This window comes from Paraburkholderia sp. CNPSo 3076 (assembly GCF_026343935.1).
Classification (GTDB): domain Bacteria; phylum Pseudomonadota; class Gammaproteobacteria; order Burkholderiales; family Burkholderiaceae; genus Paraburkholderia; species Paraburkholderia nodosa.
In genome coordinates, this window is record NZ_JAPMAL010000025.1 from 13,994 (window position 1) to 38,480 (window position 24,487).

Consider the following 24,487-nt stretch of genomic DNA (forward strand, 5'->3'; position numbering starts at 1 on the left):
CGATGGCGATTGGCGATGTTCGAGGGAGAGAGGCCGGCCACCGATCGTGGCCGGCTTGTCAGTGCGGCGATCAAACGCGCTGAACCGCCTTGTGTGTCGTTTTGGCTTCGACGGGAACGGCCGCTTCGGGACGGCGCAACAGCAGCCGCGCGGCGAACCAGCAGAGATACAGCACGCCTGCCGCGAACACCACGTCACCGGGCACACGCAGCCACACCAGCGTTTGCATCAGCGACGAACGAATGACTTCCGGCGAGCGCGCATACCAGAGTCCCTTGCTCACGCTGGCCCATGCCTGGTGGATGCCCGAAGGCAGGATCGAGATGAACACCATCATGAAGAGGCCGATGTTGAGCATCCAGAACGCCATCTTGAGCAGTGAATCGTCCCAGGCCTCGCGCGACGACATGCCACGCAGACAGAACAGCCGGCGATCTATTCGTCTTCTGCAGCCGCGCGATAGTGGGGTGTCGGCTGCGAAGCCGACGCTGCCGCGCCGCTATTCCTTCGTTCGCTGCGCAACGTGGGCTATCCGTTCCCGCACGACGCCGATCGCCTGCTTGAGCGCGTAGACATCCTGAAAATAGCGGTACGGAATGCGTATCCGGCTCGCGTTCGCGTCGATGTTTTCGATTTCTTCGCTCCATTGCGCGATCTGCGAGCGGTTCGGCTCGCTGTTGCTCCACACTTCGTCTTCGAGTGCCTTGATTTCGCGGTACCAAACCACGAGGCGCTTTTTCATCCTCGCTTCGAGCAGGCGCGGCAATGCCTGAAGCAAGCCAATCAGGAGCGCCGCGAACGGCACGAGGATCAACAGCCGTCGTTCGATCACGCTCGCGAGCCAGAACGGCAGATAGCGGTACAGGAACGGCTGGCCGGACTTGAAGTAGCGGACGCTTTCGTCGGAGATCGGGAATTCTTCCGTCTTCAGGTTGGGGAACGTGCCGAGCGGCGTGAAGTAATCTTCGCCACCGTGAACAGCGTGAGCCGCGTCGAGCAGCAGATAGACGAGCGCCGGATGCAGTGTGTCTTTCGATACCAGCAGCGCCGTTGCCGCGAGCAGCGTGACGTCGGTGCGCGGCAGATCGTCGGCGACACTCGTCGACGCGCGCGGCAAGACGATCTTTGAAAGCGACGGGAACTTCTGAACCAGCGCGTCTGCCTGGGCGAAACTCATCAGTTTGAGATTGCTGTTCAGCAGGGTCTTCTGCATCTCGGCGTCGGGCCTGCCGATGAAGAAAGCCGCGTCGATCTGGCCGCTTTCGAGCCCTTGATAAGCTGCCGGTGCATCCATTTGCAGCAGGGTGGAGTTCTGGCTCGTGATGCCGCTGTAGCCGAGCAATACCTGTGCAACGTTGAGCAGGCCGCTGCCGGGCACGCCCGTCGAAATTCTCTTGCCACGGAGTTGCGACAGCCGGTCGACGGTCGGGTCGCCGCGATAGAACACCCAGATCGGTTCGTACGACACGGCAGCGATTGTCTGCAGGCCGTCGGTCTCCTTCGGGCTGGTGGTACCCGACTGGATGAAACCGACCTCGTAGGCGCTGTTCGGGTCTCTCAACCGCTCGTAATTCTCCACCGCGCCGGAAGAACTGCGGATATCGAGCTTGATGCCCGCGCGCTTCAGGATGGGCGCATAGCGATCCGCAAAGCCACGATAGATGCCGTTGTCCGCGCCGCTGGTCATGACGATGGTGCGCTGGAACGCAGGTGCGACCACGATCGCCACCACCCAGCCAAACGCAGCCAACAGAAAGGTTACGCCGACGATCAGGAGGCGCTGCCTCCCCCTGGTCATGGGTGTTTTCTGGCTGCGATGCAGTGCCGGATTGTGTCGGGGCATCGTTATCCACGTCTACAGGATTTATCGCAGCAAGGGTCGCGGTGCATTGTGATCCGCTGTGATCGTTATGCTGACCATACTGCCGTCGCCGCTCGTAGTGAGTATGCCACGGAGAGGAAATCCACCGTCGCATTTAGGACGCATCGTTCGCTGGCAGGCTTGCCGGCGTACCCTTCCTGTCTAGTGGTGGGTAATCGCAGATCAAAGATATATGTCGTAGTGCAGACTAATATTCGGTTCAACCGTAAGACAGGAACGGCCACGCGAACAGCCGATGCGTCCGCGCAACGTCTTCCAGATTCAGATATATAAAAAAACATATGGAGGATATGAATTCGTCATTTTACTTGACATACCTCCATTGCGTTTAATTGGCTCCGTCACATCGACCCATAGAGCCAGGGCGCTACGCCAAAGGCTGAAAAAGACAGGAGACAACGATGTCAGCAACAACGCTGCGCAAGCGGCAACTGGCGCTTGCGGACACACCGCGCGCCGGCCGTCCGGCCAGACTGGCGCAGTCCCCGAATCATCGTCCGGACCGTCGGCATGTTGCTGCGCGCGTTCGCCACGGCGCACACTGCCCAGCGCGATAAACCGGCGCGCGTCCCAAGACCTTTCAGCGCTGCGCGTAGCGCGCACAGCCTGGCAAGGCCCCCAATTCCCGAGAAACCCCGACGCGGCGCGCCTGCAGCGCGCATCGCGCGGGATGGGCATGCGCGCCAACAGGCGCCGCCTGGCCTCGACGTACCGCCCCAGCCAGCTCGCAACGTAGTGCCTGAAGCGGTACGCATGACGCGCAACCGCAATCTGAGGAGACAACCATGGCAATCTCACGCACCGTCGACGTGACGGCCTTTATCGACCGGCATCGCGTCTCGCGGTTTCAGACGCTGATCGTCTCGCTATGCTTCCTGATCGTTGCCATCGATGGCTTCGATACCGCCGCGATCGGCTTCATCGCTCCCGTGCTGCACGTGCAGTGGCAACTGCAGCCCGCGCAGCTCGCGCCATTGTTCGGCGCGGGGCTGGCGGGGCTGATGGTCGGTGCGCTCGCGTTCGGTCCGTTTGGCGACAGGGTGGGGCGCAAGCGGTTATTGCTCGTTTGCGTGTGCGCATTCGGGCTGGCGAGTCTGATTTCGGCGTTCGCGCCGTCGCTCGGCGTGCTGATCGCGCTGCGCTTTCTGACCGGCCTCGGCCTTGGCGGCGCCATGCCGAACGCGATCACGCTCACTTCGGAATTCTGCCCGTCGCCACGCCGCTCGTTTCTCGTCACGACGATGTTCTGCGGCTTTACGATCGGATCCGCGCTCGGCGGATTCGCAGCCGCCGCGCTCATCGAGCATTACGGCTGGCGCTCGGTGCTGTTCGTGGGCGGCATCGTGCCGATCGCACTCGTGCCGATTCTCGCGTGGCGGCTGCCGGAATCGGTGCGCTATCTCGCAAGCCGCGGCGAACATCGCGAGCGCATCGAACGCACGCTCGCGCGCATCGCCCCCGATGCCGACCTCGCAGGCGCGACGTTCACGACGTCCGGCGCGAAAGCGAGCGGGTCGCCGGTGGGTCACCTGTTCCGTCCCGAACTGCTGCGCGGCACGCTGCTCATGTGGCTCGCCTTCTTCATGAGCCTGCTGGTGATCTACCTGCTGTCGAGCTGGCTGCCAACGCTGCTGCGTACGACCGGCGCCTCGCTGCGCACGGCGGCGCTCGTCACGGCGATGTTCCAGGTTGGCGGCACGCTCGGCGCGATCGTGCTCGGCTGGCTCATGGACCGGCTCAACCCCTGCTATGTGCTCGGTGCAAGCTACGCGGCGGCCGGCGTGTTCACGGCCGCCATCGGCTCACTCACGGCGACGCCCTGGCTCGCGGCGATTGCTGTCTTCCTCGCCGGCTTTTGCGTATCAGGCTCGCAGGTCGGCGCCAATGCGTTCTCAGCGGCGTTCTATCCGACCGATTGCCGCGCAACTGGCGTGAGTTGGGCCAACGGCATTGGCCGGCTTGGCTCGGTCGTCGGCTCGGTCGCGGGCGGCGCGATGCTCTCGACGGGGCTGACGTTGCCATCGGTCTTCATGATCGTCGGCGTGCCTGCAGTCGTTGCGGGCATCGCGATGACGGCACTAGGACGCTGGCGGAGGCAGGCGAACCTGGCGCCGCAAGACGAATTGCTGCTGAGCGGGGAATGAACGCGGCGCACGCGCCGCGGGAAATAACACCAATAAAACGACGAACGCACGAGCGACGTCGATACGACTGGAGATCGTTCAATGAAAAAGATCATCGCCGCGACCTGCGCGGCGTCATTCGGCATGGCCGCGAGCAGTGCGGCCCATGCCCAGGGCAGTGTGACGCTCTACGGCATCATCGACACCGGCATCGAATATGTGACGCATGCAAATCGCGAGGGCGACAGCCTTGTGCGCATGCCCGGCATCACGGGCGAGATGCCATCGCGCTGGGGCCTGCGCGGCACAGAACCGCTCGGCGGCGGCTTGTCCACGGTATTCGTGCTCGAAAGCGGCTTTAACGTGCGCGGCGGCGACAGCGGGCAGGGCGGACGCCTTTTCGGGCGCCAGGCGTGGGTCGGCCTGGAGGGACCATTCGGCGTGTTGAGCTTCGGGCGTCAGTACACGATGACGTTCTGGGCGCTTCAGGATTCGGATCTGCTCGGCCCGGACATCTACGGCGGCACCGGTACATTCGACAACTACGTGCCCAACGCTCGCAGCGATAATACCGTCGCGTGGAAGGGCAAGTGGCACGGCGTAACGGCGGGTGCGACCTGGTCGTTTGGCCGCGACGCCGCGGGCAACGGCAACTCGCCCGGACAGGGCACCTGCGCAGGGCAAATCCCGGGCGACTCGCGGGCATGCCGTCAATGGTCGGCGATGCTGCGCTACGACGCACCCGCAGGCTTCGGCGGCGCGGCCGCGTACGACCAGCAACGCGGCGGCCCCGGCGCAGCGGCGAACTTCTTCGACGGCGTAACACCACTACCGCTGAAGGACTCGGGCGATACCGATTCGCGCATCCAGCTGAACGGCTATGCCCAGTTCGGGCCGGTGAAGGTGGGCGGCGGCTGGCTCGGGCGCCGGGTCGACACCGCAGCCGCGACGGTGCCGAATGTGCAATCGAACCTCTACTACATGACTGCATCGTGGTACGCGACGCCGGCATGGCTGATCGACGGCGGCGTCTATCGCATGATCAACAGCGACCAGAACGCGCGTGGCACGCTCGTGACGCTGCGCAGCACCTACCTGCTCTCAAAGCGCTCGGCGGTCTATTTGCAGGGCGGCTACCTCGCCAATAGCGCACATGCGGCCTACACGATAAGCCAGGGCGGCGCGGGCGCGTCGCCGGGCGCGGGCATGTCGCAGCTTGGTGTGATGGCCGGTATCCGGCAGATGTTCTGACGCCTTGATGCGAAGGCCACTTCAATGGCCAGACGACGCAGGTAGCGGCCCCTGCGTCGTGGCCGTGATCGTTGCCAGTGTCACGCCCGGGCGCACGCGCAGCGCAGCGCCGATGCCAACAAGCAGCATGACGATGAACCCGCGAACGGAGGAGCAGTTCAGGCACGAAACTCGGATTTCAACGCCTGATAGAGCCGCCTATACCGTTCGAACCGGTCTCCCAGCACGCTCCGAAGTGCTGTCTCAGGCTCGTATCGTTCAAGGACGGCGGGCGCTTTGACCACTGCAGCGAGTTCTTCCCGTGTGCACGCGAGACGAGCGAGGCGACCTGCTCCAAGTGCCGCTCCGAGTTCGCTTCCTTCCTTTCGATTGAGTTCGAAGCCCAGCGTGCAAGCGCAGAGTTTTCCCCAGAATGCGCTGCGCGAACCGCCGCCAATCAATGCGGCTGCGGTGAGCGCCGTTCCCGCTCCCCGCAGCGCTGCATATCCATCTGCCATCGCAAACGCGACGCCTTCCATCACGCTGTATGCGAGATGCTGGGCGCCATGCGCCGAAGTCATCCCGTAGAAGACCCCCTTTGCTGCGGCGTCGTTGTGTGGCGTGCGCTCCCCGTTCAAATAGGGAAGGAAAATCGGCGCGGCGGCGCTTTGTCCCGAGGGGGCCATCTCGATCAGTTCGGCTACGCTGCTCTTGAGCAAGCCGGACAGCCAGTGCAGGCTCGCCGCTGCGCTGAGGATGACGCTCATCTGATGCCAATGCCGCGGCACGCAATGGCAGAACGCATGGACCGCCTGTGCCGGGTTCGGTGCATAGCTCGCGGTCGCGGCGAAGAGCACGCCCGACGTCCCCAGCGAGAGAAACGCATCGCCCGGCCGGGCAACGCCGATGCCAACTGCGCTCGCGGCGTTGTCACTGGCGCCGCCACAAACCGTCACGCTGCCATCGAGGCCCCACTCGCGCTGAAGTTCTCCCCGCAACTGCGCCGCGGGCTCGCTGCCCTCAACCAGTCGGGGCATGTGCTCCCTCGACAAGCCGGTCGCGTTGAGCATGCGGTCGGACCAGTCGCGTTTTGCGACGTCAAGCCATAGCGTCCCCGAGGCGTCGGACATATCGGACGTAAACTCGCCAGTCAGACGCCATGCGATGTAATCTTTCGGAAGCAGCACTTTTTGCACCGCACGAAAAACGGCTGGCTCGTACTTCGAAATCCAGAGCAGCTTGGGCGCCGTGAAGCCCGGCATGGCCTGATTCCCGGTGATATTGCGCGAATCGGGCACGAGCGCCTCGAGTTCGACGCACTCCGCGTACGCGCGTGTGTCATTCCACAGAATCGCCGGACGCAGGACGTTGCCGCTGCGATCGAGTAGCGTCGCACCATGCATCTGGCCGGAAAGGCCAATCCCGCGCAGCGCCCTGAACGCGCGAGGTTGCTCGCTGCGCAGAGCCGCGATGGCGTCGAGCGTAGCGTTCCACCAATCCTGGGGACTCTGCTCCGACCACAGGGGGTGAGGGTTCTCGACGCGTAGCCGGGCCCGGCTGCTGGCGATGACGTTCGATTCGGCATCGGTAAGCACAACCTTTACCTCGGACGTGCCGAGGTCGATTCCCAGATAACTCAAAGTGGATTCCCGACAGTGAGCAGGCGGGCGCGCCGCCTGGCAAGTTCTCAGGCCGCTGCCTTGTGGGCGTGTGAGGGAGCGTCGTTGAGCCGGTGCAACGCGCGAAACTTCGAAGGCGGAATCCCTTTTTGCGCGAGAAACTGCCGGTTGAAGTTCGATACGTTATTGAACCCGACGCGGTAACAGATATCGGTCACGCCGAGATCCGAGCACATGAGCAGTTCGCAGGCTTCGTTAAGACGCAGCCGGTTCTGATACTGCACAAACGTGCAGCCTGTTTGCCGTTTGAAGAAGCGCGTAAAAGTGCTGACGCTCATACTCGACATTTCTGCAACGTCGATTTCACGCAGATTGCCGGCGAGATTCTGCTGGATATAGGACAGCACCTGGTTGATGGTCGACGGCATATAGCGTTGCGCACTGACATTGTATGCAGGTCCGGCGAGCAGTTTCCTGCTGGTGCAGGCGATCAGCTGGTCGAGGATCGACATCAGCAGCATGACGCGGCGTGCACCGTGCGCGCCTGAGACCTCCTGCATCACAGGGGCAATGGCGAGGCCGAGTGCGTCCGGAAACTGGATGCCTCGCGAGGCCTGATCGATCAGCGCCATCGCAGGGCTGAGTTCGGCGAACGCCGCGACCATCTTCTCGACTGCATCACGTGAGAACTGCAGGACAAGGTCGCGAGACGGCACGCTCGCGCCGCCGTCGCTGTCCGTCACCCAGTTATGAGGCAGATTCGGGCCCGTCAGCACGATGTTGCCAGGATGGAAGTCCCCGATGTAGTCCCCCACGAAGAACTTGCCCGATGAGGCACGAATGACGTGCACTTCGTACTCCGGGTGGAAGTGCCATTTCGCAACCGTATGCGGATAGTCGTGCACCCAAGCCCGAAAGGACTCGTCCTGACGGGTATGGACCAATTCGAGATCCGGATTCATTGCTCTCGTCTCCACGGGAACCCTGACTTCGCGCCCAGGGCGCGTGCTTGCACGCTAATGTACTCCCACGCCGGGCGCCGCGTGCTGGCGCGGCTCGGGTAAGGGCGCAACCGCTGCCTCGTCTGCCGGCCCAAGCGACACATTATCCCCGGTCGCGACGTCGAAAACATGCAGATCGTGTTCGCGCAACGCGAGCCTGACGTGATCCCCAGTGTGAGGCACGGTACTCGCCGGAACCAGCGCGGTGATACGTTCGCCTGAGCAGTCAACGGTAATGAGCGCTTCTGCGCCCAACACTTCAACCAGCTCCACAGCACCGCCGAGCACGAGGGCGTCGTCCGCTTTCACATCATCGGGAATCCGTACGAAATTTGGGCGGACCGCCAGCTTGATCGCCTGTCCGTCCTGCAAGTGCTGAAAGCGCTTCTCGCGTAGTTGCCAGTGACCGGCAGCAGACGCCACCATGACGCTTTCGCCAGTGCGTTGCACCGAGGCATCGAGAAAGTTCATCGCAGGGGTGCCGATGAAGCCCGCACCAAAAATCGTCCGCGGATACCGGTACAGTTCGGTCGGCGTGCCTTCCTGCTCGATGTGTCCGCCGCGCATCAGAATGACGCGGTCGGCTAGCGTCATCGCCTCGAGCTGGTCGTGCGTCACGTAGACCGTGGTCGTTTTCAGGCGCTGATGCAAGCGTTTGATGTCGGTGCGCAGCTGGGCGCGCAACTTGGCGTCGAGGTTCGACAACGGTTCGTCGAACAGGAAGACCGCGGGCGTCTTGATCATCGCCCGGGCGATGGCGGCGCGCTGCTGCTGGCCGCCCGACATGGCGCGCGGCTTGCGCTCGAGCAGCGCGTCGAGATTGAGCATGGCGGCCACTTCGCGCACGCGGCGGTCGATCTCGGCCTTCGGCGTTTTGAGGCGCCGCAGGCCGAACGCGATGTTCTCGTACACACTCATGTGCGGATAAAGCGCGTAGTTCTGAAACACCATCGCGACATTGCGCTCGCGTGCGGGTACGTCGTTCACTACCGTGCCGCCAATCGAGAGACTGCCTCCCGATATCTCCTCCAGCCCGGCGATCATGCGCAGCATCGTCGACTTGCCGCATCCCGACGGTCCCAGCAGCACGACGAACTCGCCTTCGTCGATATGCAGGTCGAGCGGGTGCAATACCGGTTGGTCGCCGTCGTACTGCTTCATGAGCCCTTCGCAGACAATAGTCGCCATGATTCAATCCATCTCGATCTGGATCTTCACGTCCTCGGGGCGGCCAGCGGCGGCTTCCTCGAACGCCTTGATGCCGTCTGAAAACGCAAATTTGCGGGTGATGAACGGATTCACGTCGATCATTCCCGAACTGATGAGGGCCAGCGCCCGCGGGAAAATGTTCGCGTAGCGGAACACGGATTCGAGCCGGATTTCCTTTGCCTGCATCGCTACCACGTCGAGCGCGACCGGACCTGGCGGCATGCCCACCAGCACCGCGCAGCCGCCCGGGCACACGAGGTCCAGCAGCGTCTCGAAGACCTTCGCGTTGCCCGACGCTTCGAACACGACATCGGCGCCCCAGTCTTCGGTCACCTGGCGCACCACATCCTCGAGCGAATCCTCTGCGGCATTCACGGTTGTCACTGCCGGATTGCCTGCGAAATGGCGCAATTTCTCTTTCACGACGTCGGCGAGGATCACGCGCGACGCGCCGCCCGCGAGCGCCGCGAGCGCCGTCATGGCACCGATGGTGCCTGCGCCAATCACGACGGCCACGTCGCCGGGCTTCATGGCGGCCTTCGTGGCTGCTTGCAGGCCGATCGACAAGGGCTCGACGATGGCGCCTTGCGCGAACGAGACGTTGTCCGGAAGCCGGTAGGTGAACGCGGCCGGGTGAACCACGTAGGGGGTCAGGCAGCCATGCACCGGGGGAGTGGCCCAGAACCGCACGGCAGGGTCCAGATTGTAGAATCCGCGCATGGTGGCACGTGAATCGAACTGCGGCACGCCGGGTTCCATGCAAACCCGGTCGCCAACTTTCAGGTGGCCGACTTCGGCCCCCACCTCGACGATCGTGCCCGACGCCTCATGACCGAGCACCATCGGCTGCTCGACCTTGAACGGCCCAATGCGGCCGTGCGTGAAGTAGTGCACGTCACTTCCGCACACGCCGACGGTATGGATGCGAACCTTGACATCACGTGGCCCGATCACCAGCGGCAAATCGATGTCCCGCAGGCTCAGGCGTCGAGCTTCTTCCAGTACAAGTGCCTTCACAACATTCTCCTTATTTACCTTTGACCATTGAGTTCAGGAGGCGAATCAGCACGCCCACGAAGATGATTGGCGGCAGTGCGAGCAATACCGTGGACGCGTTGATCACGCCCCACGGCACTTCCTGACCGAGCGACGTAAACGCGGATGCCACGACCGGCAGGGTGGCGCTGCGCGAGGACGTCAGCGCAAGGCCCATCATCAGTTCGTTCCAGACCAGCACGAAACTGAAAATGATGCCGCCCAGCAGCGTGTTGCCACAGGTCGGCAAGGCGATGCGCCAGAACACCGCGTAAGGTCCATAACCGTCGAGCGTGGCGGCCTCCTCGATCTCGCGCGGCATGCGCTGGAACACGGGTATCGACAGCCATGTGATGGTGGACAAGGTCGTTAGCAGATAGGTGACGATCATCGAGAACCGCGTGTCGTACAGGCCCAGGTCCACCCAGATCGCGATGAGCGGAATCGCTACCGCAACCGGCGGCAGGAAGCGCAGCGACAGCAAAAAGAACTGGATGTCGCGTTTTGCCGGAACGTGAAAACGCGCGATCACGTAGGCTGCCGGCACGCCAAGCACCGTGCCCAGGATGACCGCGGTGCCCACGATGACCGAGCTGTTCTCCAGTGCGATCAGCACCTCCGGGCTCGAAATCACCTGCCGGTAATTGTCCAGCGTCGGCGTGAAGATGAAACGCGGCGTGGGCGTGACGATATCGAGCAGGTTCTTCAGTGAATTGAGCACCGCCCAAAGGATCGGGAACACCGCCACGACGGCGAGCGCAACACCGAGCAGCAGGATCGTACTGCGGGAGATCAGTCTTCCCATTTGTTCACCCGCTTCCAGATAAGCGTGAAAATCAAGGTCGTGGCGACCATCATCAGGACCGCCATGCTCGACGCGTACGACACCTTTCCTGCAAGGCCGATTCCCTGGGAGTACGCGTACATGTCCAGCGTTTCGGTGGATACGCCAGGGCCGCCTTTGGTCATCACGTAAATCAGGTCGAACGAGCGCAGCGATTCCACCATCTTGATGAACACAAGACTCATGATCGGCGCTTTGAGCATTGGCAGCGCGATGTATGCATAAACCTGCCAGGTGCTCGCATAGTCGAGCCGTGCGGCTTCGAGCGGCTCGGGCGGCAGCGTCTCGAGCAGCTTTAGCACCACCACTGAGAAGAACAGGCCCCATTGCCAGATATCGACCAGCGCGACCGCATAGAGCGCAAGCGCCGGGTCCGAGAGAAAGGCCGTGTTCGTGATGCCGAAGAGGCCGATCAACCAGCTGAGAATGCCATTGAGCGGCGAGTACATGAACTTCCAGATAAACGCCGCGGAAACACGTGGCAATAGCACAGGGATGATCAACAGCACACTGATGGCATTGCGCATCCTGCCGCGCACATGCTCGAACAGATAAATGGCAATGACGATTCCGAGCGCGACCGCGCCGAGCACCGTCACGACCTCCCAGATGGCCGAGACTTCAATGGAGTTGATGAAGCGCCGGTCGGCAGCAAGGCGCACGAAATTGCGCATCCATACGAACTCGCTGTCCGGGTAACGCAACACGCGATTGCGGAGCGCGAGGTTGATGGCCGCGATGGTAGGCACGAATCCCAGCACCACCATCGCAACGAGAGGCGGCACCAGAAACACGAACGGAAGGCTAGTCTTTCCGCGATTGAACATTCAGCTCTCCAGCTTCGAACACTCGGGAGCGCATGCCGCCGCTCCCGTGCACAGAGGGGACCCGCGCGCCTCGCGCTTGTCCCCGCGCTGCCGCTCATTTGCGCGCATGCTCCATGGCATCTTGCGCGTACTGGGTCGAATCGTTGAGCGCGCCCTGAATGTCCTTCTGGGTGCCCGTAAAGATTTCCTCGAGCGCCACGCCGAGGTTGTCGCCGATATCCGGCCATTGGGGGCTCGGCCAGAACGTGACTTTCGACACCGGCGTCGTATCCTTCAAGCCCGCGAGAATCTGCGGTTTGACGTGCTTCTGGAAATAGTCGCTTTCGATCGTGCTCGTGCGGTTGTAGTCGCTGAACACGTTGTCGTGCAGGCGTGCCTGCTCCTGTTCCTTGCTTGTTGCCCACGCAATGAACTTGCCGGCTGCCTGGCGGGTGCATTCGTCCTTCGCGCCGACCGCTGAAATGGCTAGTCCATGCCCGTAAGCAGCGGAGGGCAGCGGTGCGGGCGGCCTCACGTAGCCGACCTTGTCGGCGACACTCGACTTGGTGGGGTCTTCCATCCAGTCGGCGAACGGCGTCGACTCGATCATGAACGCCACCTTCCCGGAGCGGAATGCCTCGAGCGCGTTGCTCCAGTCATAGGTGGCGGAGCCCGGCGGCGCATACTTGAAGAGGTCCGTGTAAAGCTGCGTGGCCTTGACGGCAGACGGTGAGTTGAATGCGGGTTGCTGCTGCTTGTCGGTCCATGTTCCACCTTCGGCGAGCATGAACGGCGCCCAGCGCCAGACATTCATGCCGGAGCCGCGCTGGCCTCGGGCAACCCAGCCATACAGGTTCGGCGGCGCGTTGAGTTTCTTGATGTCGGCAACCAGCTCGTCGAGCGTGCGCGGCACCGGCATATGTGCTTTCTCGAGGATATCCCGGCGATAAAACAGGAAGTCGGAACCACCAATCAGCGGCGCGAAATACGCGACGCCCTTATAGCTCGCGACAGCGCGGCGTCCGGGCAGGAAGTCGTTGTAGTCGGCCTCCTTGGGGTAGTACTTCAGCAAGGGCACGATCCAGCCCGCCGTCGCGAACTCGGAGACATTCGCCTCATCCACGTAGTAGACCTGGTACGAACCGGCGCCGGTCGACGCGTCGAGCCGCGATTTTGCGCGGCGGTCGTTCTCTCCGAAGTAGCTGATCTCGATCTTCGTTCCGGTCTTTTTTTCGTAGTCGGGCAAGGACTTTTCCATCACGGTAAGGCCGAGACTTTTCTGCGCGAGCACCTTGATGACAGGAACATTGCACGACTGCGCGACCGACACGACAGGCAGGGTCGCGCCCAGCAACGCACACAGTGCGGAATAGTGGAACCTTTTCACTGCCGTCTCCTGGAAGGTTTTAGTTCGAGTGGTTGTTATCGGCCGGTGGTGGTTGCGTGCCGGTAGATAGCGAGCGTAAGTTAGCACCGGCCTGGCGAGCCAGCCACGCCAAAACGGGGCAGCGGTTCTGTACTTTTTGCTCAGTTTTTGTGTGCAGCGCAAAATTTTGTGTCGAACCTGGGTTGGGCGAGCGTGGCTGTATGCGTTCTGGCAGATCGCGATTCCAGCTCGATTGGCGGTTCGGGGATGGCTGCAAGCACAACCTTCGGCTTTGTCATGCGCCGAATCCTCGCGGCACTGATCCTGAGTACGCCTGTGTATATTTGAAGATTCGCGGGGATCGAATCCGTCGATATCCGCCATTTTTCATGGGAAGTCGAAACGGCAATTCTTGGCACTTTTCGATAGTTCATGATCTTCCCACAATAGCCTCACGCGATGCGACGGCGGCGAATCCTCTCAGTCGATGCGACACCCGCCGGGCGCTTTCACGCGTTCACTGCCTCTCATCTGGAGAATCTGTCATGAAGATTGTCGTAATCGGTGGTTCCGGCCTGATCGGGTCGCGTCTCGTGAAGCTGCTTGGCGATGCGGGACATGAGGCGCTCGCCGCGTCGCCGCGTAGCGGTGTGAACGCCGTGACGGGGGAGGGCCTGAGCAACGCGCTAGCGGGTGCGGACGTCGTCGTGGATGTGGCGAACGCGCCGTCGTGGGAGCCCCATGCGGTGCTCGACTTCTTTCGCAACTCGGCGCGCAACCTCGGCAAAGCGGAAGTGGCCGCTGGCGTACGCCATCACGTCGCACTGTCCATCGTCGGCTGCGAGCGCACGCCGGAGAATGCGTATTTCGTCGCCAAAGTTGCGCAGGAAGAGGCGATCGAGGCGGCGGGCGTGCCTTACACGATTGTGCGCGCGACCCAGTTCATGGAATTCATCGGCGCAATCGCCGATTACGGCACCGAAGACGGGACGGTGCGCGTTGGCGACGGACTGTTTCAGCCGATAGCCGCCGATGAAGTCGCGGCAACGCTCGCGCAGGTCGCTCTCGCCGCGCCGCTGAACGGCACGGTCGACATCGCCGGCCCCGACCGCGTGCCGTTCGCGGAGATCGTCTCGCGCTATCTGAAATCGGTGGGCGATGCCCGCCCGGTAGTGACGGATCGCGATGCGCGCTACTACGGCGGCCGCGTCGAGGAACAATCGCTTGTCCCGCTCGGCGACGCGCGGATCGGCCGCATCAGTCTCGACCAGTGGCTCGCGCAAGCAAAAAAGGGCTGATTCCAAGGTATCTGCGAAACCTGAAGCCGCAGACCCATGAGGCGCATTGACCGTCGCCATTCTTATAGATCAATCGAGACTTTCTAATTCCCGCCGCCAAAATCTTCACCCAAAGGACGACAACCCCAGCATGGTGTAGATAGGTATTTATACCAATGCCAAAACGTATATCGCGGAAGGCGAATATTTCATTAGAAGGTTATCGGGCTTCTCCATAGACTGTGCCGAACCCATTGATCGAGCGCTGTCTCGAGGCAACGGGTCGAGTCGATGACGTTCTTGCCTTGGCATTGCCCGGGAATTCAAATCTAACGACACAAGGGGGAGCGGAATACCTGCGTTTTGGCTAAAGCATCTATTCGATCGGTGATTCGAACAGCGTCAGATCTGACAAACGGAAGAAGCACTGTGGAAGCTTGAACGCAATGGCTGCCGTCACTGGCGTGCGGCGAGCATTGCAGGTTCAGGCTATGGCGAAAAATAGCAATTAGAAACTCGTACATCGGAGACAGAAGAATGAAGCTGGTCAGAAAGATCGCACTACGTACGATGGTGGGAGCAGCGTTCGCGCTTGCTGCGGGGACAAGCGCATTCGCACAGGGCAAGCCGATTACGCTTGGGTTCTCCCAGGTGGGCGCCGAAAGTGCATGGCGCACGGCAAACACCGTGTCGGTGAAAGCGGCAGCAAAGGATGCTGGCATCAACCTGAAGTTCTCGGACGCCCAGCAGAAGCAGGAAAACCAGATCAGGGCGATCCGCTCGTTCATCGCGCAGAAGGTTGACGTTATTGCGTTTTCGCCGGTCGTCGAGTCGGGCTGGGAGCCGGTGCTCGAAGAGGCGAAGCGTGCAAAGATCCCTGTCGTCCTCACCGATCGCGCGATCGACGTGAAGGATCCCTCGCTCTATGCGACGATGATTGGTTCTGACTTCATGGAGGAAGGGCGCCGCGCAGGTCACTGGCTCGAGGAGCGTTACAAGAACGAGCCGGGACCCATCAACATCGCAGAACTGCAAGGGACGGTCGGTTCCGCGCCTGCCAACGACCGTCATGCGGGTCTGATGGAAGTGATAAAGAGCGATCCGAAGTTCAAGGTCATCGCGTCGCAAAGCGGTGACTTCACGCTTGCGGGCGGCAAGCAGGTGATGGAAGCGTTTGCGAAGACGTATGGCAAAAAGATCAATGTGGTCTATGCCCATAACGACGATATGGCGCTTGGCGCAATCCAGGCCATGGAAGAAGCAGGCATCAAGCCGGGCAAGGATGTCACGGTGGTTTCCTTCGATGCGACGAAGGGTGGCTTTCAGGCCATGGTGGACGGGAAGATCAACGTGGACGTCGAATGCAGCCCGCTGCTCGGCCCCCAGCTGATGGCGGCGGTGAAGGACATCGTGGCCGGCAAGCAGGTTCCGCGGCGCATCGTGACCGACGAAGGCATCTTTCCGATGAATGTCGCAGCGCAAGTCATGCCGAGCCGGAAGTACTGATCTGCACGTCATATCCCGCCGACGGGCGCGCTCGGGAGCGTCACTCCTGAGCGCGCCGGCTCGTCCCCGACACCATTGGCGAGTCCGTCCGCGGAACTCGCGAACACCATGAACCCTGTACCCATTCTCGAAATGACGGGCATCGACAAGACGTTTCCGGGCGTCAAGGCGTTGCAGCAGGTCGATTTTCGGCTGTTTCCCGGTGAGATTCACACGTTGATGGGCCAGAACGGCGCGGGCAAATCAACGCTCATCAACGTGCTCACCGGCGTATTCGCACACGATCGCGGCGAAATCTGCCTCGCTGGGAAGCCGGTTCGCTTCACTGCGCCGCTGGACGCCGAAGCCGCCGGGATCCAGACGCTCTATCAGGAAGTGAACCTCTGCCCGAATCTTTCCGTGGCGGAGAACATCTTCGCCGGCCGGCATCCGAAGAAGCGCGGAGCAATCGACTGGAAGGCGATCAACCTGCAGGCGCGGGACGCGCTGGCCGCGCTGGATCTTTACATTGATGTCACGCACTCGCTGGATTCCTACCCGATTGCGGTCCAGCAAATGGTGGCAATCGCGCGCGCCGTCTCCGTCGACGCGAGCGTGCTCATTCTCGACGAACCGACTTCAAGTCTCGATGACGGCGAAGTCGCGCGGCTTTTCGCGGTGCTGCGCCGCTTGAAGGAATCGGGAATGGCGATTCTGTTCGTGACGCACTTTCTCGAGCAGACCTATGCCGTGTCGGATCGCATCACCGTCATGCGTAATGGCGCACGAGAAGGCGAGTACCTGGCAAAGGACTTGTCCGTCGACGTGCTGGTCGCAAAGATGACTGGCCGGGAAGGCATGAACGAGACGATGAAGGCCGGCACGTCGGACGGTCCGCACCCGGATGCAGCGGCCGCGCCTTTTCTTTCCATGCAGGGTGTAGGTCGGCGTGGGTTGATGAGTCCCGTCGATCTCGACGTGTGTCCTGGCCAGATCGTCGGTCTTGCCGGGCTGCTCGGTTCTGGTCGCACCGAAACAGCGCGGCTGGTGTTCGGCGCCGAGCGCCCGGACACCGGGACGATGCTGATCGACGGACAACGCGCGAAGCTCGCTTCGCCGCGAGACGCAGTGCGACATGGCATCGCCTATTGCCCGGAGGATCGAAAAAAAGAAGGAATCGTAGCCGCGTTGTCGATCCGGGAGAACATCGTTCTGGCGTTACAGGCGCGACGTGGGTGGTGGCGCATGCTGAGTTACTCCCGTCAAAGGAAAATGGCCGATCAATACATCGCGCAACTCGGAATCAAGGCGCGCGACGCAGAGCAGCCCATCGGCCTGCTCTCCGGGGGAAACCAGCAAAAGGTGCTGCTTGCCCGGTGGCTCGCGACCGAGCCGAAACTGCTGATCATGGATGAGCCGACGCGCGGCATCGACGTTGCCGCGAAGTTCGAGATCATGGACCGTGTCCGCTCGCTTTGCGCGAAAGGCCTCGCAATTCTCTTTATCTCTTCTGAAATGAGTGAGGTGGTTCGCGTCAGTCACAGGATTGCTGTCCTGCGTGACCGTCGCAAGGTCGCCGAGATTGCGGGCGATCGCCTCTCGGAGGATCAGGTGTATCAACTCATCGCAGGAGGCGAGTCATGAAGTCGGTTCGCGCGCTGGTGCGGCATCAACTGGTCTGGCCCGCCATCACACTCATCTTGCTGATTCTTCTGGACGTTGCGCATCGCGCAAGCTTTCTCTCGGTGACTGTCCTCGACGGTCATCTTTTCGGCGCGCCGATTGACATCCTCAATCGTGCTGCGCCGCTCGTGATGGTCTCCCTCGGAATGACGCTCGTCATCGCGACGCGCGGCATCGACATCTCGGTCGGAGCAACGGTGGCCATTGCCGGCGCGGCCGCCGCGATCATCCTCGAGGCGGATCCGTCGCGCGTTGGCATGGCGCTTGGTGCGGCGATTGCCGTCGGACTGTTGGCCGGGATGTGGAACGGTCTGCTTGTCGCGCTCGTCGGAATGCAACCGATCATCGCCACACTCATTCTGATGGTGGCAGGACGGGGCGTCGCACAGTTGCTGACAGGTGGCCAGATTATTCCCATCAGTGCACCGGGCTACCTCAGGCTGGGTGATGGATATCTGGCGATGGTTCCCTGCTCGGTCTGGATCGCCGTCGTGGTGACGCTCGCGCTCGCGCTTCTGGTGAACCGCACCGCTCTGGGACTTTTCGTTCGCTCCATTGGCGTCAATCCTGTCGCAACGCGACTGGTCGGGCTGCGTTCCGGCGCGATCGTCTTCGGCGTGTACGTCATCTGCGGGTTGATGGCGGCGCTCGCCGGGATCATCGCCAGCTCAAACGTACGGAGTGCTGACGGAAACAATGCGGGTCTACTACTCGAACTCGACGCGATTCTGGCCGTGACGCTCGGCGGGACGTCGTTGCTTGGCGGCCGCTTCAGTCTTGGTGGCACGGTGCTCGGCGCATTGATCATCCAGACGTTGACCTACACGACCTATTCGATCGGCGTGCCGCCGGAAGCAACGCTCGTTGTCAAGGCCGTTGTCGTGGTCGTGGTGAGTGTCATTCAATCAGAAGTTGCGCGTGCGCTGTTTGTCAAGCAGGTGAAACATCTTCTTTCCCAGGCGCGCGAACGCGCATCTACCGGAACGAGTCCATCATGAGAAAGCTGACTGGCCGTCTGGCTGATCCGAGAACGCTGCCCATCGTCGCAACGATCGTGCTGTTCGCTGCGCTGTTCGGTTTTGGTTCCGTCATGTACACCGGCTTCTTTTCGATGCAGGTATTGACGGGCCTGTTCGTAGACAATGCGTTTCTGCTTGTCGTGGCGATTGGCATGACGTTCGTGATCCTGTCGGGGGGCATCGACCTGTCCGTCGGCGCCGTGGTTGCCCTGACTACGATACTGTGCTCTGTGGGTGCGCAGTGGCTGCATTGGCCCATCTGGGTCGTCGTGCCGATCGTGCTGGTTTTCGGCGCGCTCTACGGTGCGGCGATGGGGGCGCTGATTCACTTCTTCCGCCTGCAACCGTTCATCATCACGCTCGCAGGCATGTTCCTGGCCCGCGGCGCCTGCTTCCTGATCACGACGGAATCGATCACGATCGACGAGCCGACGTTCCATGCTGTCGCGTCTCTGAATATTCCGGTCGGCGGCGGCTCCCTGAATGCCGGATCGCTGGTGGGCATTGCGACGCTCGTGGTCGCGATTTTCATCGCGCACTTTACGCGCTTCGGGCGCAACGTTTATGCGATTGGCGGCAATGAGCGCTCTGCGCTGCTTATGGGCTTGCCAGTCGCAAGAACGAAGATCGCTGTGTATGCGTTGAGCGGCTTCTGCTCGGCGCTGGGCGGGGTGATCTTTACGCTGTATGTGCTCTCCGGGTACGGACTGCAGGCACAGGGCATGGAACTCGATGCCATCGCCGCAACGGTGATCGGCGGAACGTTGTTGACCGGCGGGGTCGGCTACGTAATCGGATCGCTATTCGGCGTCGGCATCCTCGGCACCATCCAGACGCTGATCACCTTCGACGGTACGTTGAGTTCGTGGTGGACGCGCATCGTCATCGGCGCATTGCTCTGCGTGTTTTGTCTGCTGCAGCGGATCATCGAGCGGCACGCGGGTCGACGCCGCAAGGGCGGCGGGGGCTTCGCGCCGACATCGGCCGGGCCATCGCACGGTGGGCAGCGGGGGCGGGATAAGCGTCGCAGCGTTGATCTCGTCACGACGACTTGATCGTCTCAGGTTGATATCCAGTCTGTCTGAACGGGAGGGGAGAACGTGCTCGACTTACGGGATACGGATTTACGAAAGCCAGTCTTCGGGAAGGCGGCGCGACCTGGCGAGCCAGAGCAGGGCGCAGCCGGGAAGGCGTATCGGCAGACAACGCTTTCGAACGCCTGTCTGAGGCTCGACGTAGAGGCAGGGAGCCGCGGCGGGATTGTGCAACTGGAGTGGAACGACCGGGGGACATGGACGCCCGTCTTTCGACAGGCGCAGCGGCGAGGGCATATACCGGCTCCCCGTCGACTATCGTGTCAACCGTCGATCTGGGTTCAGAATGCGGCGCAGGACATCGGGGCTTCAGCGACGTCGTCCGGATCACAGCCAATCGGCGCAAGTGGGCTGCTTCCGGTGGCTGATGTTGCCCCCGGTGTCGCCCTGATGGGTGACTGGGAAATCGACTCCGCCGGAGAAAAATGTCTCCGCTTGATAACCGAGGTCGCACAACGCTATAGGGCGCTCCAGACATACGAGCTTGACGGGCCAACACTGGAAATAGCCGTCGAATTCGAGAATACGGGACACACGCCGCTACTGTGCGGAATCGAAATCAGTCCGGTCCTGGTGCGGGATTCAGACACCCGCATTAGCGCACCGGCAGGCGGGATCTGGATTGCACGGGAAAACGGAAAGTCTCCCAGGCTCGTTCCGGCTCCGTTCGCATGGCAATTCGGGGTGACATACCCTTTGCCCGCGAAGGTGGTTGACCACGCGTTCACTGGCTGGGGAGGGAGGGCGCTGGTCGAATGGCCGGCGCGACAGATTTCTCTCGCGATCGTGGGAAACACGGACTGCTATCGCCTTCGTGCATATCCGGAAGAAGATTCGTTTTCGTTCCAGGTGATGAATGATCAATCGGAACACCATTACATTCGCAACGGTGATGATGTGCCCGGCCTGACAGTTCTTGCTGCCGGACAAACGCTCAGCCGTCGGGTCAGCTTCACAGTCGAACGCCTGGCGTCTCTGACGAGGACCGCGCGCTACTCGACGGAGTAGCGGCTTATTCCAGTAGCGCTGTCCGGCGCTGTGTCGGGCAGGGCGCGGCGGGGAAGCGCTGGAATCTTTTCATATTAATAAAAAGTCATCACGGCCCGCGTGAGAGGTCTATTTGACACATCATGAATCGGGGGGAAATATGCTCAAGGGGTTCAGTATCAAAAGCGGGCTGACCTGCGTAATTTCGGTGTTTGTCGTCATCCTGGCCTTGACGAGTTCTGCGGGCATTCTGGCGCTGAAGCTGAACAACGACGCGCTGCGAGCCATGTATGAAGTTGATACCAGTTCGCTGGTCGCGCTGAAGACCAGTGACGCCTTGCTTCAGCGTGCACGCGTTTCGCTCGACAGCTACCTTTCGTTGTATGGTCTGGGCGATCCGGAACCGGCGTTGCTTTCGGGTGCGCGACAGGATTTAAAGGATTCCGAACTAGAATTCTCGAAGTATCTTTCGCTGCAATCGGGCACGGACTCCGAGGCGGCGAGGCAGCTGACAGGGCGGCGGCGGTCGGTCCTCGACAAGGCAATCCTGCCGGCGGCTGACGCGCTCGGCCAAATGGATTTCGGCCGCTTCAAGGAACTCCAGGGGAAGGCGACACAGGATGCGGTGGCGTCTTATCAGAGCGCGATGAAGGAACGGGAGAACGCGGTCGTCGACTTGCAACGGGAACGTTTTGCGCAGGCGCAGTCCCGCTTTCATTTGATGGTCGCCGTGCTTGCCGGAACGGCGATCGTCGCACTTGCCGTGGGAATAGTCGCGAGGCTGATCCTCGTCGGAATCGTTGTGCGCCCTGTCGCCGAAATCAAGGCACATCTCGCGCGCATTGCCTCAGGCAATCTTCAGGGTGATGTGCTCGCCGAATATCGGAACGAGATGGGAATGCTCATGGCGGACGTCAGGACGATGCAGGACGCGCTGGTGCGAACTGTCCGTAGCGTTCGTGGCGGAACGGAAACCATCAACGTCGGCGCACAGGAGATTGCCTCTGGCAGCGCAGATCTTTCCCGGCGAACCGAGCAACAGGCAGCTTCGCTTGAACTTGCTGCCGCGAACATGGCGCAGTTGACGCGGGCCGTCAAGAAAAACGCGGAGACAGCCAATACCGTGAGCCGACAGGCATTGGTGGCTTCACAAACAGCATCTGCCGGCGGCGAGGTGGTTCACGAAGTCGTCCGGACGATGCAAGGCATATCGGTGCATTCCAGCAAGGTCGCCGAAATCGTGGGCCTGATTGAAAGCATCGCCTTCCAGACCAACATTCTGGCGCTGAATGCCGCCGTCGAGGCGGCACGGGCTGGAGAACTCGGGCGAGGTTTTGCAGTCGTCGCGAGTGAAGTCCGAAGTCTCGCTCAGCGAAGTGCCCAGGCGGCAAAGGAGATCAAGCAGTTGATTGACGCTACCGTCGGAAAGATCGACGAAGGTTCGCTGCTCGCGCAAAGGGCGGGCACGATCATGACCGAGGTTGTGTCGTCAGTCACAGCGGTAAGCGGCTTGATGGCTGAGTTGCACCGGGCCACGCAGGAACAGAGCCACGACATCGAGCAGGTGAGTGGCGCGGTCGTGCAAATGGACACAACAACTCAGCAAAATGCAGCACTTGTCGAGCAGGCTGCAGCCGCAGCGCAATCGCTCAAGGAGCAGGCAGCGCTGCTCGACGATGTCGTTTCGGAATTCAAGATTGCATCGGGTACGTCGTGACTCTCCGGTCACTCAGACGGTATCGTTCACGAGCCCCGCGGTGTTGCCGCTCGCCAGCCACGGTAAAACGCGACATTTGTAAATAGCCAGAACACGACATTTCAAAAAAGCCGTAACATATAAAACTGCGATAATTAAGATTATGTAAAATAAAAGATGGCGTGCACTGCGACGCACCCCCACACACGCAGCTCCGCCACATCAAACGCGCAATCCCCGGCTTTTAAGCCGATAAACAAGCTGCGCGCGCGTGATACCGAGATTGCGCGCCGCCGCAGAAAGATTCCCCGACGCCTGGCGTACCGCGCTCTTGAGCAACGCCGATTCGATGTCGTCGAGCGAGAGCGGCGCGCCGTCGGTTTCGGTGCCCATCAACAGACTCGTGACCTTGCGCGTTATGCGTTCGGCGTCGTCGCCCGAACCCGCGCCGGCACCCGCGAGCGCGTTGAGCTTGTCGGACGGCAACAGGCTGCCATGCTCGTCCACGCCGAACACTGAAAGGTCGAACGTTTCCCCGCTGATGAAGAGATGCCCCACGTCGATCGGCGCGTCGTCGCCCGCAAGTATCACACCGCGCTCGACAATGTTCTCGAGCTCGCGGATGTTGCCGGGCCAGTTGTAACTGAGGATTGCGTCGATCGCGCGGCTCGTGAAGCCCGTGATATTGCGATCGTGTCGCTCGCGATATTTGCGCAGGAAGTGATTGAGCAGCACCGGCAAATCCTCCTTGCGCTCGCGCAGCGAAGGCACGCGTATGGGGAACACGTTGAGCCGGAAATAAAGGTCTTCGCGAAAGCGCCCCGCACGCACTTCATCGCGCAGGTCGAGGTTCGTTGCCGCGACGACGCGCACGTCCACGCGGCGCGTTTGCGTGTCTCCCACGCGCTCGATCTCGCCTTCCTGCAGCGCGCGCAGCAGCTTGCCTTGCGCCGTCATCGTAAGGATGCCGATTTCGTCGAGAAAGAGCGTGCCGCCATGTGCGCGCTCGAAGCGGCCCGGGCGGCTTTGGGTGGCGTCCGTGAAGCCGCCTTTCTCGACGCCGAAAAGTTCGGATTCCACCAGCGATTCGGGAATGGCCGCGCAGTTGACGGCGACGAACGCGCCCTCGCTGCGCTTGCTGATGCGATGCAGTGTGCGCGCGAACACTTCCTTGCCCACACCGCTCTCGCCGAGAAAGAGTACGGTGGCGCGCGTGGTCGCCACGCGGCGGATCATATGGCAAACAGCGTTGAAGCCCGGCGAAGCGCCGACCATGTTGACGTCGCCGAATGCCGTAGGCGCCGCGGGCGCTTCGCGTGGGTCGTACGCGCCATGTCCGCTCACCGGATCCGTACGGTCGTCGCTCGCCGCCAGGCCTTGCGTAAAAGACTGCGCCTTCAGGAAGCGCAGGTCGTTGGCGGCTTCCTCGCCCCACTCCTCGATCGGCTTGCCGATGATGCGGCAATACGCCTGGCCCAGCGCGCGGCACTCGACTTCGCGGTAGAGGATGGGGCGTCCCATGAACACGCTCGTATAACCGCTGGCGTAGCCGATCTGAGTCCAGCAGACGGGCTCTGCGCCGATGCCGTAAATGCGCACGTGCTCTTCGTCCTCGGCGCAGCCCTTCCAGAGAAATTCGCCGTAGTAGTGACCTTTCTCGACATCGATCTCGAGCCGAACCGGCTCGACTTCGGTGAGCCCTTCGAGCATATGCAGCTGCGGTCCCACGGCGAACATCTCGCTCACGTCGTTCCCGGGCCGCACCTTGCCCACCAGTTCCGCGTCGCGCGCGCCCGAGTTGTAGCCCATGCGCGTGAGCAGCCCGCGCGCCGCGTCGATACCAAGGCTGTCGATCAGCTCGCGCCGCAGCGTGCCGAGCGATTGCGCGTGCAGCAGCACCATGCGTTGATCGTCGAGCCAGATGCGACCGTTGCCCGGCGCGAATCGCAAGCGTGACATGAGGTCGGCGATGTCGGGGTAGCGCAGGCTGTCTACGCGCGCGCCCTTGGGCGTGACGAGTTTCATCTGCTCGGTGCCCTGCTCTGCCTTGTGCTGCGTACCCATGCTGTCCCGCTCCCTCCATCGATGGACGGCCCCACGATAGGGGAAGCCGCATGGCCGCGCAAGGCCG

At 61.8% G+C, this 24,487-nt stretch carries 18 protein-coding genes and 1 pseudogene; 9 read left to right on the top strand and 10 right to left on the bottom strand.

All coding sequences use genetic code 11. The features are described from left to right. Nucleotides 1-70: 70 nt before the first annotated feature. Together M3A49_RS26950 and M3A49_RS26955 are read right to left on the bottom strand one after the other, a co-directional pair. A pseudogene (locus M3A49_RS26950) lies at nucleotides 71-427 on the bottom strand (nitric-oxide reductase large subunit); the annotation flags it as partial. Nucleotides 428-499: 72 nt separating this feature from the next. After that, nucleotides 500-1,798, bottom strand: coding sequence for a TAXI family TRAP transporter solute-binding subunit (locus M3A49_RS26955; RefSeq protein ID WP_266231759.1), 1,299 nt, complete (start codon nucleotides 1,796-1,798; stop codon nucleotides 500-502). Nucleotides 1,799-2,667: 869 nt separating this feature from the next. On the opposite strand from M3A49_RS26955, the gene M3A49_RS26960 reads away from it, so the two are divergent. Then, nucleotides 2,668-4,026, top strand: a complete 1,359-nt coding sequence (locus M3A49_RS26960) for an MFS transporter (protein ID WP_266231760.1) — start codon at nucleotides 2,668-2,670, stop codon at nucleotides 4,024-4,026. Between the two features lie 81 nt (nucleotides 4,027-4,107). Continuing rightward, a complete protein-coding gene (locus M3A49_RS26965) occupies nucleotides 4,108-5,256 on the top strand; it encodes a porin (RefSeq protein WP_266231761.1) in 1,149 nt (382 codons plus the stop codon). 158 nt (nucleotides 5,257-5,414) lie between these two features. Here M3A49_RS26965 and xylB read toward each other — a convergent pair whose 3' ends face one another. The 7 genes from xylB to M3A49_RS27000 all read right to left on the bottom strand — a co-directional run bounded on the left by xylB (nucleotide 5,415) and on the right by M3A49_RS27000 (nucleotide 13,136). Beyond that, the gene (xylB, locus tag M3A49_RS26970) at nucleotides 5,415-6,875 is read right to left on the bottom strand and encodes a xylulokinase (protein WP_266231762.1); all 1,461 of its coding nucleotides are present in this window, start codon (nucleotides 6,873-6,875) and stop codon (nucleotides 5,415-5,417) included. 47 nt (nucleotides 6,876-6,922) lie between these two features. Then, nucleotides 6,923-7,816 (bottom strand): AraC family transcriptional regulator, encoded by an 894-nt coding sequence (locus M3A49_RS26975; RefSeq protein WP_266231763.1) that lies wholly within the window; start codon nucleotides 7,814-7,816, stop codon nucleotides 6,923-6,925. 54 nt (nucleotides 7,817-7,870) lie between these two features. Continuing rightward, nucleotides 7,871-9,043 (bottom strand): ABC transporter ATP-binding protein, encoded by a 1,173-nt coding sequence (locus M3A49_RS26980; RefSeq protein WP_266231764.1) that lies wholly within the window; start codon nucleotides 9,041-9,043, stop codon nucleotides 7,871-7,873. Between the two features lie 3 nt (nucleotides 9,044-9,046). After that, entirely contained in the window at nucleotides 9,047-10,081 is a 1,035-nt protein-coding gene (locus M3A49_RS26985) for an NAD(P)-dependent alcohol dehydrogenase (protein ID WP_266231765.1), read from the bottom strand. A 10-nt stretch (nucleotides 10,082-10,091) separates the two neighbouring features. Beyond that, nucleotides 10,092-10,904, bottom strand: coding sequence for a carbohydrate ABC transporter permease (locus M3A49_RS26990; protein WP_028207513.1), 813 nt, complete (start codon nucleotides 10,902-10,904; stop codon nucleotides 10,092-10,094). Beyond that, a complete protein-coding gene (locus tag M3A49_RS26995; RefSeq protein WP_254357893.1) occupies nucleotides 10,892-11,770 on the bottom strand; it encodes a carbohydrate ABC transporter permease in 879 nt (292 codons plus the stop codon). Before M3A49_RS26995 ends, M3A49_RS26990 begins: the two co-directional genes overlap by 13 nt. A 94-nt stretch (nucleotides 11,771-11,864) precedes the next feature. Continuing rightward, on the bottom strand, nucleotides 11,865-13,136 hold the full coding sequence (locus M3A49_RS27000) for an ABC transporter substrate-binding protein (RefSeq protein WP_254357894.1): 1,272 nt from the start codon (nucleotides 13,134-13,136) through the stop codon (nucleotides 11,865-11,867). A 524-nt stretch (nucleotides 13,137-13,660) separates the two neighbouring features. On the opposite strand from M3A49_RS27000, the gene M3A49_RS27005 reads away from it, so the two are divergent. The 7 genes from M3A49_RS27005 (at nucleotide 13,661) to M3A49_RS27035 (ending at nucleotide 22,377) form a co-directional block, all read left to right on the top strand. After that, nucleotides 13,661-14,413 (top strand): SDR family oxidoreductase, encoded by a 753-nt coding sequence (locus tag M3A49_RS27005; protein WP_266231766.1) that lies wholly within the window; start codon nucleotides 13,661-13,663, stop codon nucleotides 14,411-14,413. A 516-nt stretch (nucleotides 14,414-14,929) separates the two neighbouring features. Beyond that, complete coding sequence (locus M3A49_RS27010) at nucleotides 14,930-15,898, top strand: ABC transporter substrate-binding protein (RefSeq protein WP_266231767.1); 969 nt, start codon at nucleotides 14,930-14,932, stop codon at nucleotides 15,896-15,898. 108 nt (nucleotides 15,899-16,006) lie between these two features. Further along, nucleotides 16,007-17,521: a sugar ABC transporter ATP-binding protein gene (locus M3A49_RS27015; RefSeq protein WP_266231768.1), complete on the top strand. Its 1,515-nt coding sequence runs from the start codon at nucleotides 16,007-16,009 to the stop codon at nucleotides 17,519-17,521. Then, the gene (locus M3A49_RS27020; protein WP_266231769.1) at nucleotides 17,518-18,558 is read left to right on the top strand and encodes an ABC transporter permease; all 1,041 of its coding nucleotides are present in this window, start codon (nucleotides 17,518-17,520) and stop codon (nucleotides 18,556-18,558) included. The genes M3A49_RS27015 and M3A49_RS27020 overlap by 4 nt, the downstream gene beginning before the upstream one ends. Then, on the top strand, nucleotides 18,555-19,634 hold the full coding sequence (gene yjfF / locus M3A49_RS27025) for a galactofuranose ABC transporter, permease protein YjfF (protein ID WP_266231770.1): 1,080 nt from the start codon (nucleotides 18,555-18,557) through the stop codon (nucleotides 19,632-19,634). The genes M3A49_RS27020 and yjfF overlap by 4 nt, the downstream gene beginning before the upstream one ends. A gap of 429 nt (nucleotides 19,635-20,063) precedes the next feature. Then, nucleotides 20,064-20,681, top strand: a complete 618-nt coding sequence (locus M3A49_RS27030; RefSeq protein WP_266231771.1) for a hypothetical protein — start codon at nucleotides 20,064-20,066, stop codon at nucleotides 20,679-20,681. Between the two features lie 139 nt (nucleotides 20,682-20,820). Further along, nucleotides 20,821-22,377, top strand: a complete 1,557-nt coding sequence (locus M3A49_RS27035) for a methyl-accepting chemotaxis protein (RefSeq protein WP_266231772.1) — start codon at nucleotides 20,821-20,823, stop codon at nucleotides 22,375-22,377. A gap of 201 nt (nucleotides 22,378-22,578) precedes the next feature. Here M3A49_RS27035 and M3A49_RS27040 read toward each other — a convergent pair whose 3' ends face one another. Then, nucleotides 22,579-24,420 carry a sigma-54-dependent Fis family transcriptional regulator gene (locus tag M3A49_RS27040; protein ID WP_266231773.1) on the bottom strand — a complete coding sequence of 614 codons (1,842 nt, stop codon included), beginning with the start codon at nucleotides 24,418-24,420 and terminating at the stop codon, nucleotides 22,579-22,581. Nucleotides 24,421-24,487 lie beyond the last annotated feature (67 nt).

Excerpts from the sequence above, each read along its gene's own strand:
- M3A49_RS26955 (WP_266231759.1), bottom strand. The coding sequence starts at position 1,798 with ATGACCAGGGGGAGGCAGCGCCTCCTGATCGTCGGCGTAACCTTTCTG.
- M3A49_RS26960 (WP_266231760.1), top strand. The coding sequence starts at position 2,668 with ATGGCAATCTCACGCACCGTCGACGTGACGGCCTTTATCGACCGGCAT.
- M3A49_RS26965 (WP_266231761.1), top strand. The coding sequence starts at position 4,108 with ATGAAAAAGATCATCGCCGCGACCTGCGCGGCGTCATTCGGCATGGCC.
- M3A49_RS26975 (WP_266231763.1), bottom strand. The coding sequence starts at position 7,816 with ATGAATCCGGATCTCGAATTGGTCCATACCCGTCAGGACGAGTCCTTT.
- M3A49_RS26980 (WP_266231764.1), bottom strand. The coding sequence starts at position 9,043 with ATGGCGACTATTGTCTGCGAAGGGCTCATGAAGCAGTACGACGGCGAC.
- M3A49_RS26990 (WP_028207513.1), bottom strand. The coding sequence starts at position 10,904 with ATGGGAAGACTGATCTCCCGCAGTACGATCCTGCTGCTCGGTGTTGCG.
- M3A49_RS26995 (WP_254357893.1), bottom strand. The coding sequence starts at position 11,770 with ATGTTCAATCGCGGAAAGACTAGCCTTCCGTTCGTGTTTCTGGTGCCG.
- M3A49_RS27005 (WP_266231766.1), top strand. The coding sequence starts at position 13,661 with ATGAAGATTGTCGTAATCGGTGGTTCCGGCCTGATCGGGTCGCGTCTC.
- M3A49_RS27010 (WP_266231767.1), top strand. The coding sequence starts at position 14,930 with ATGAAGCTGGTCAGAAAGATCGCACTACGTACGATGGTGGGAGCAGCG.
- M3A49_RS27015 (WP_266231768.1), top strand. The coding sequence starts at position 16,007 with ATGAACCCTGTACCCATTCTCGAAATGACGGGCATCGACAAGACGTTT.
- M3A49_RS27020 (WP_266231769.1), top strand. The coding sequence starts at position 17,518 with ATGAAGTCGGTTCGCGCGCTGGTGCGGCATCAACTGGTCTGGCCCGCC.
- yjfF (WP_266231770.1), top strand. The coding sequence starts at position 18,555 with ATGAGAAAGCTGACTGGCCGTCTGGCTGATCCGAGAACGCTGCCCATC.
- M3A49_RS27030 (WP_266231771.1), top strand. The coding sequence starts at position 20,064 with ATGGGTGACTGGGAAATCGACTCCGCCGGAGAAAAATGTCTCCGCTTG.
- M3A49_RS27035 (WP_266231772.1), top strand. The coding sequence starts at position 20,821 with ATGCTCAAGGGGTTCAGTATCAAAAGCGGGCTGACCTGCGTAATTTCG.
- M3A49_RS27040 (WP_266231773.1), bottom strand. The coding sequence starts at position 24,420 with ATGGGTACGCAGCACAAGGCAGAGCAGGGCACCGAGCAGATGAAACTC.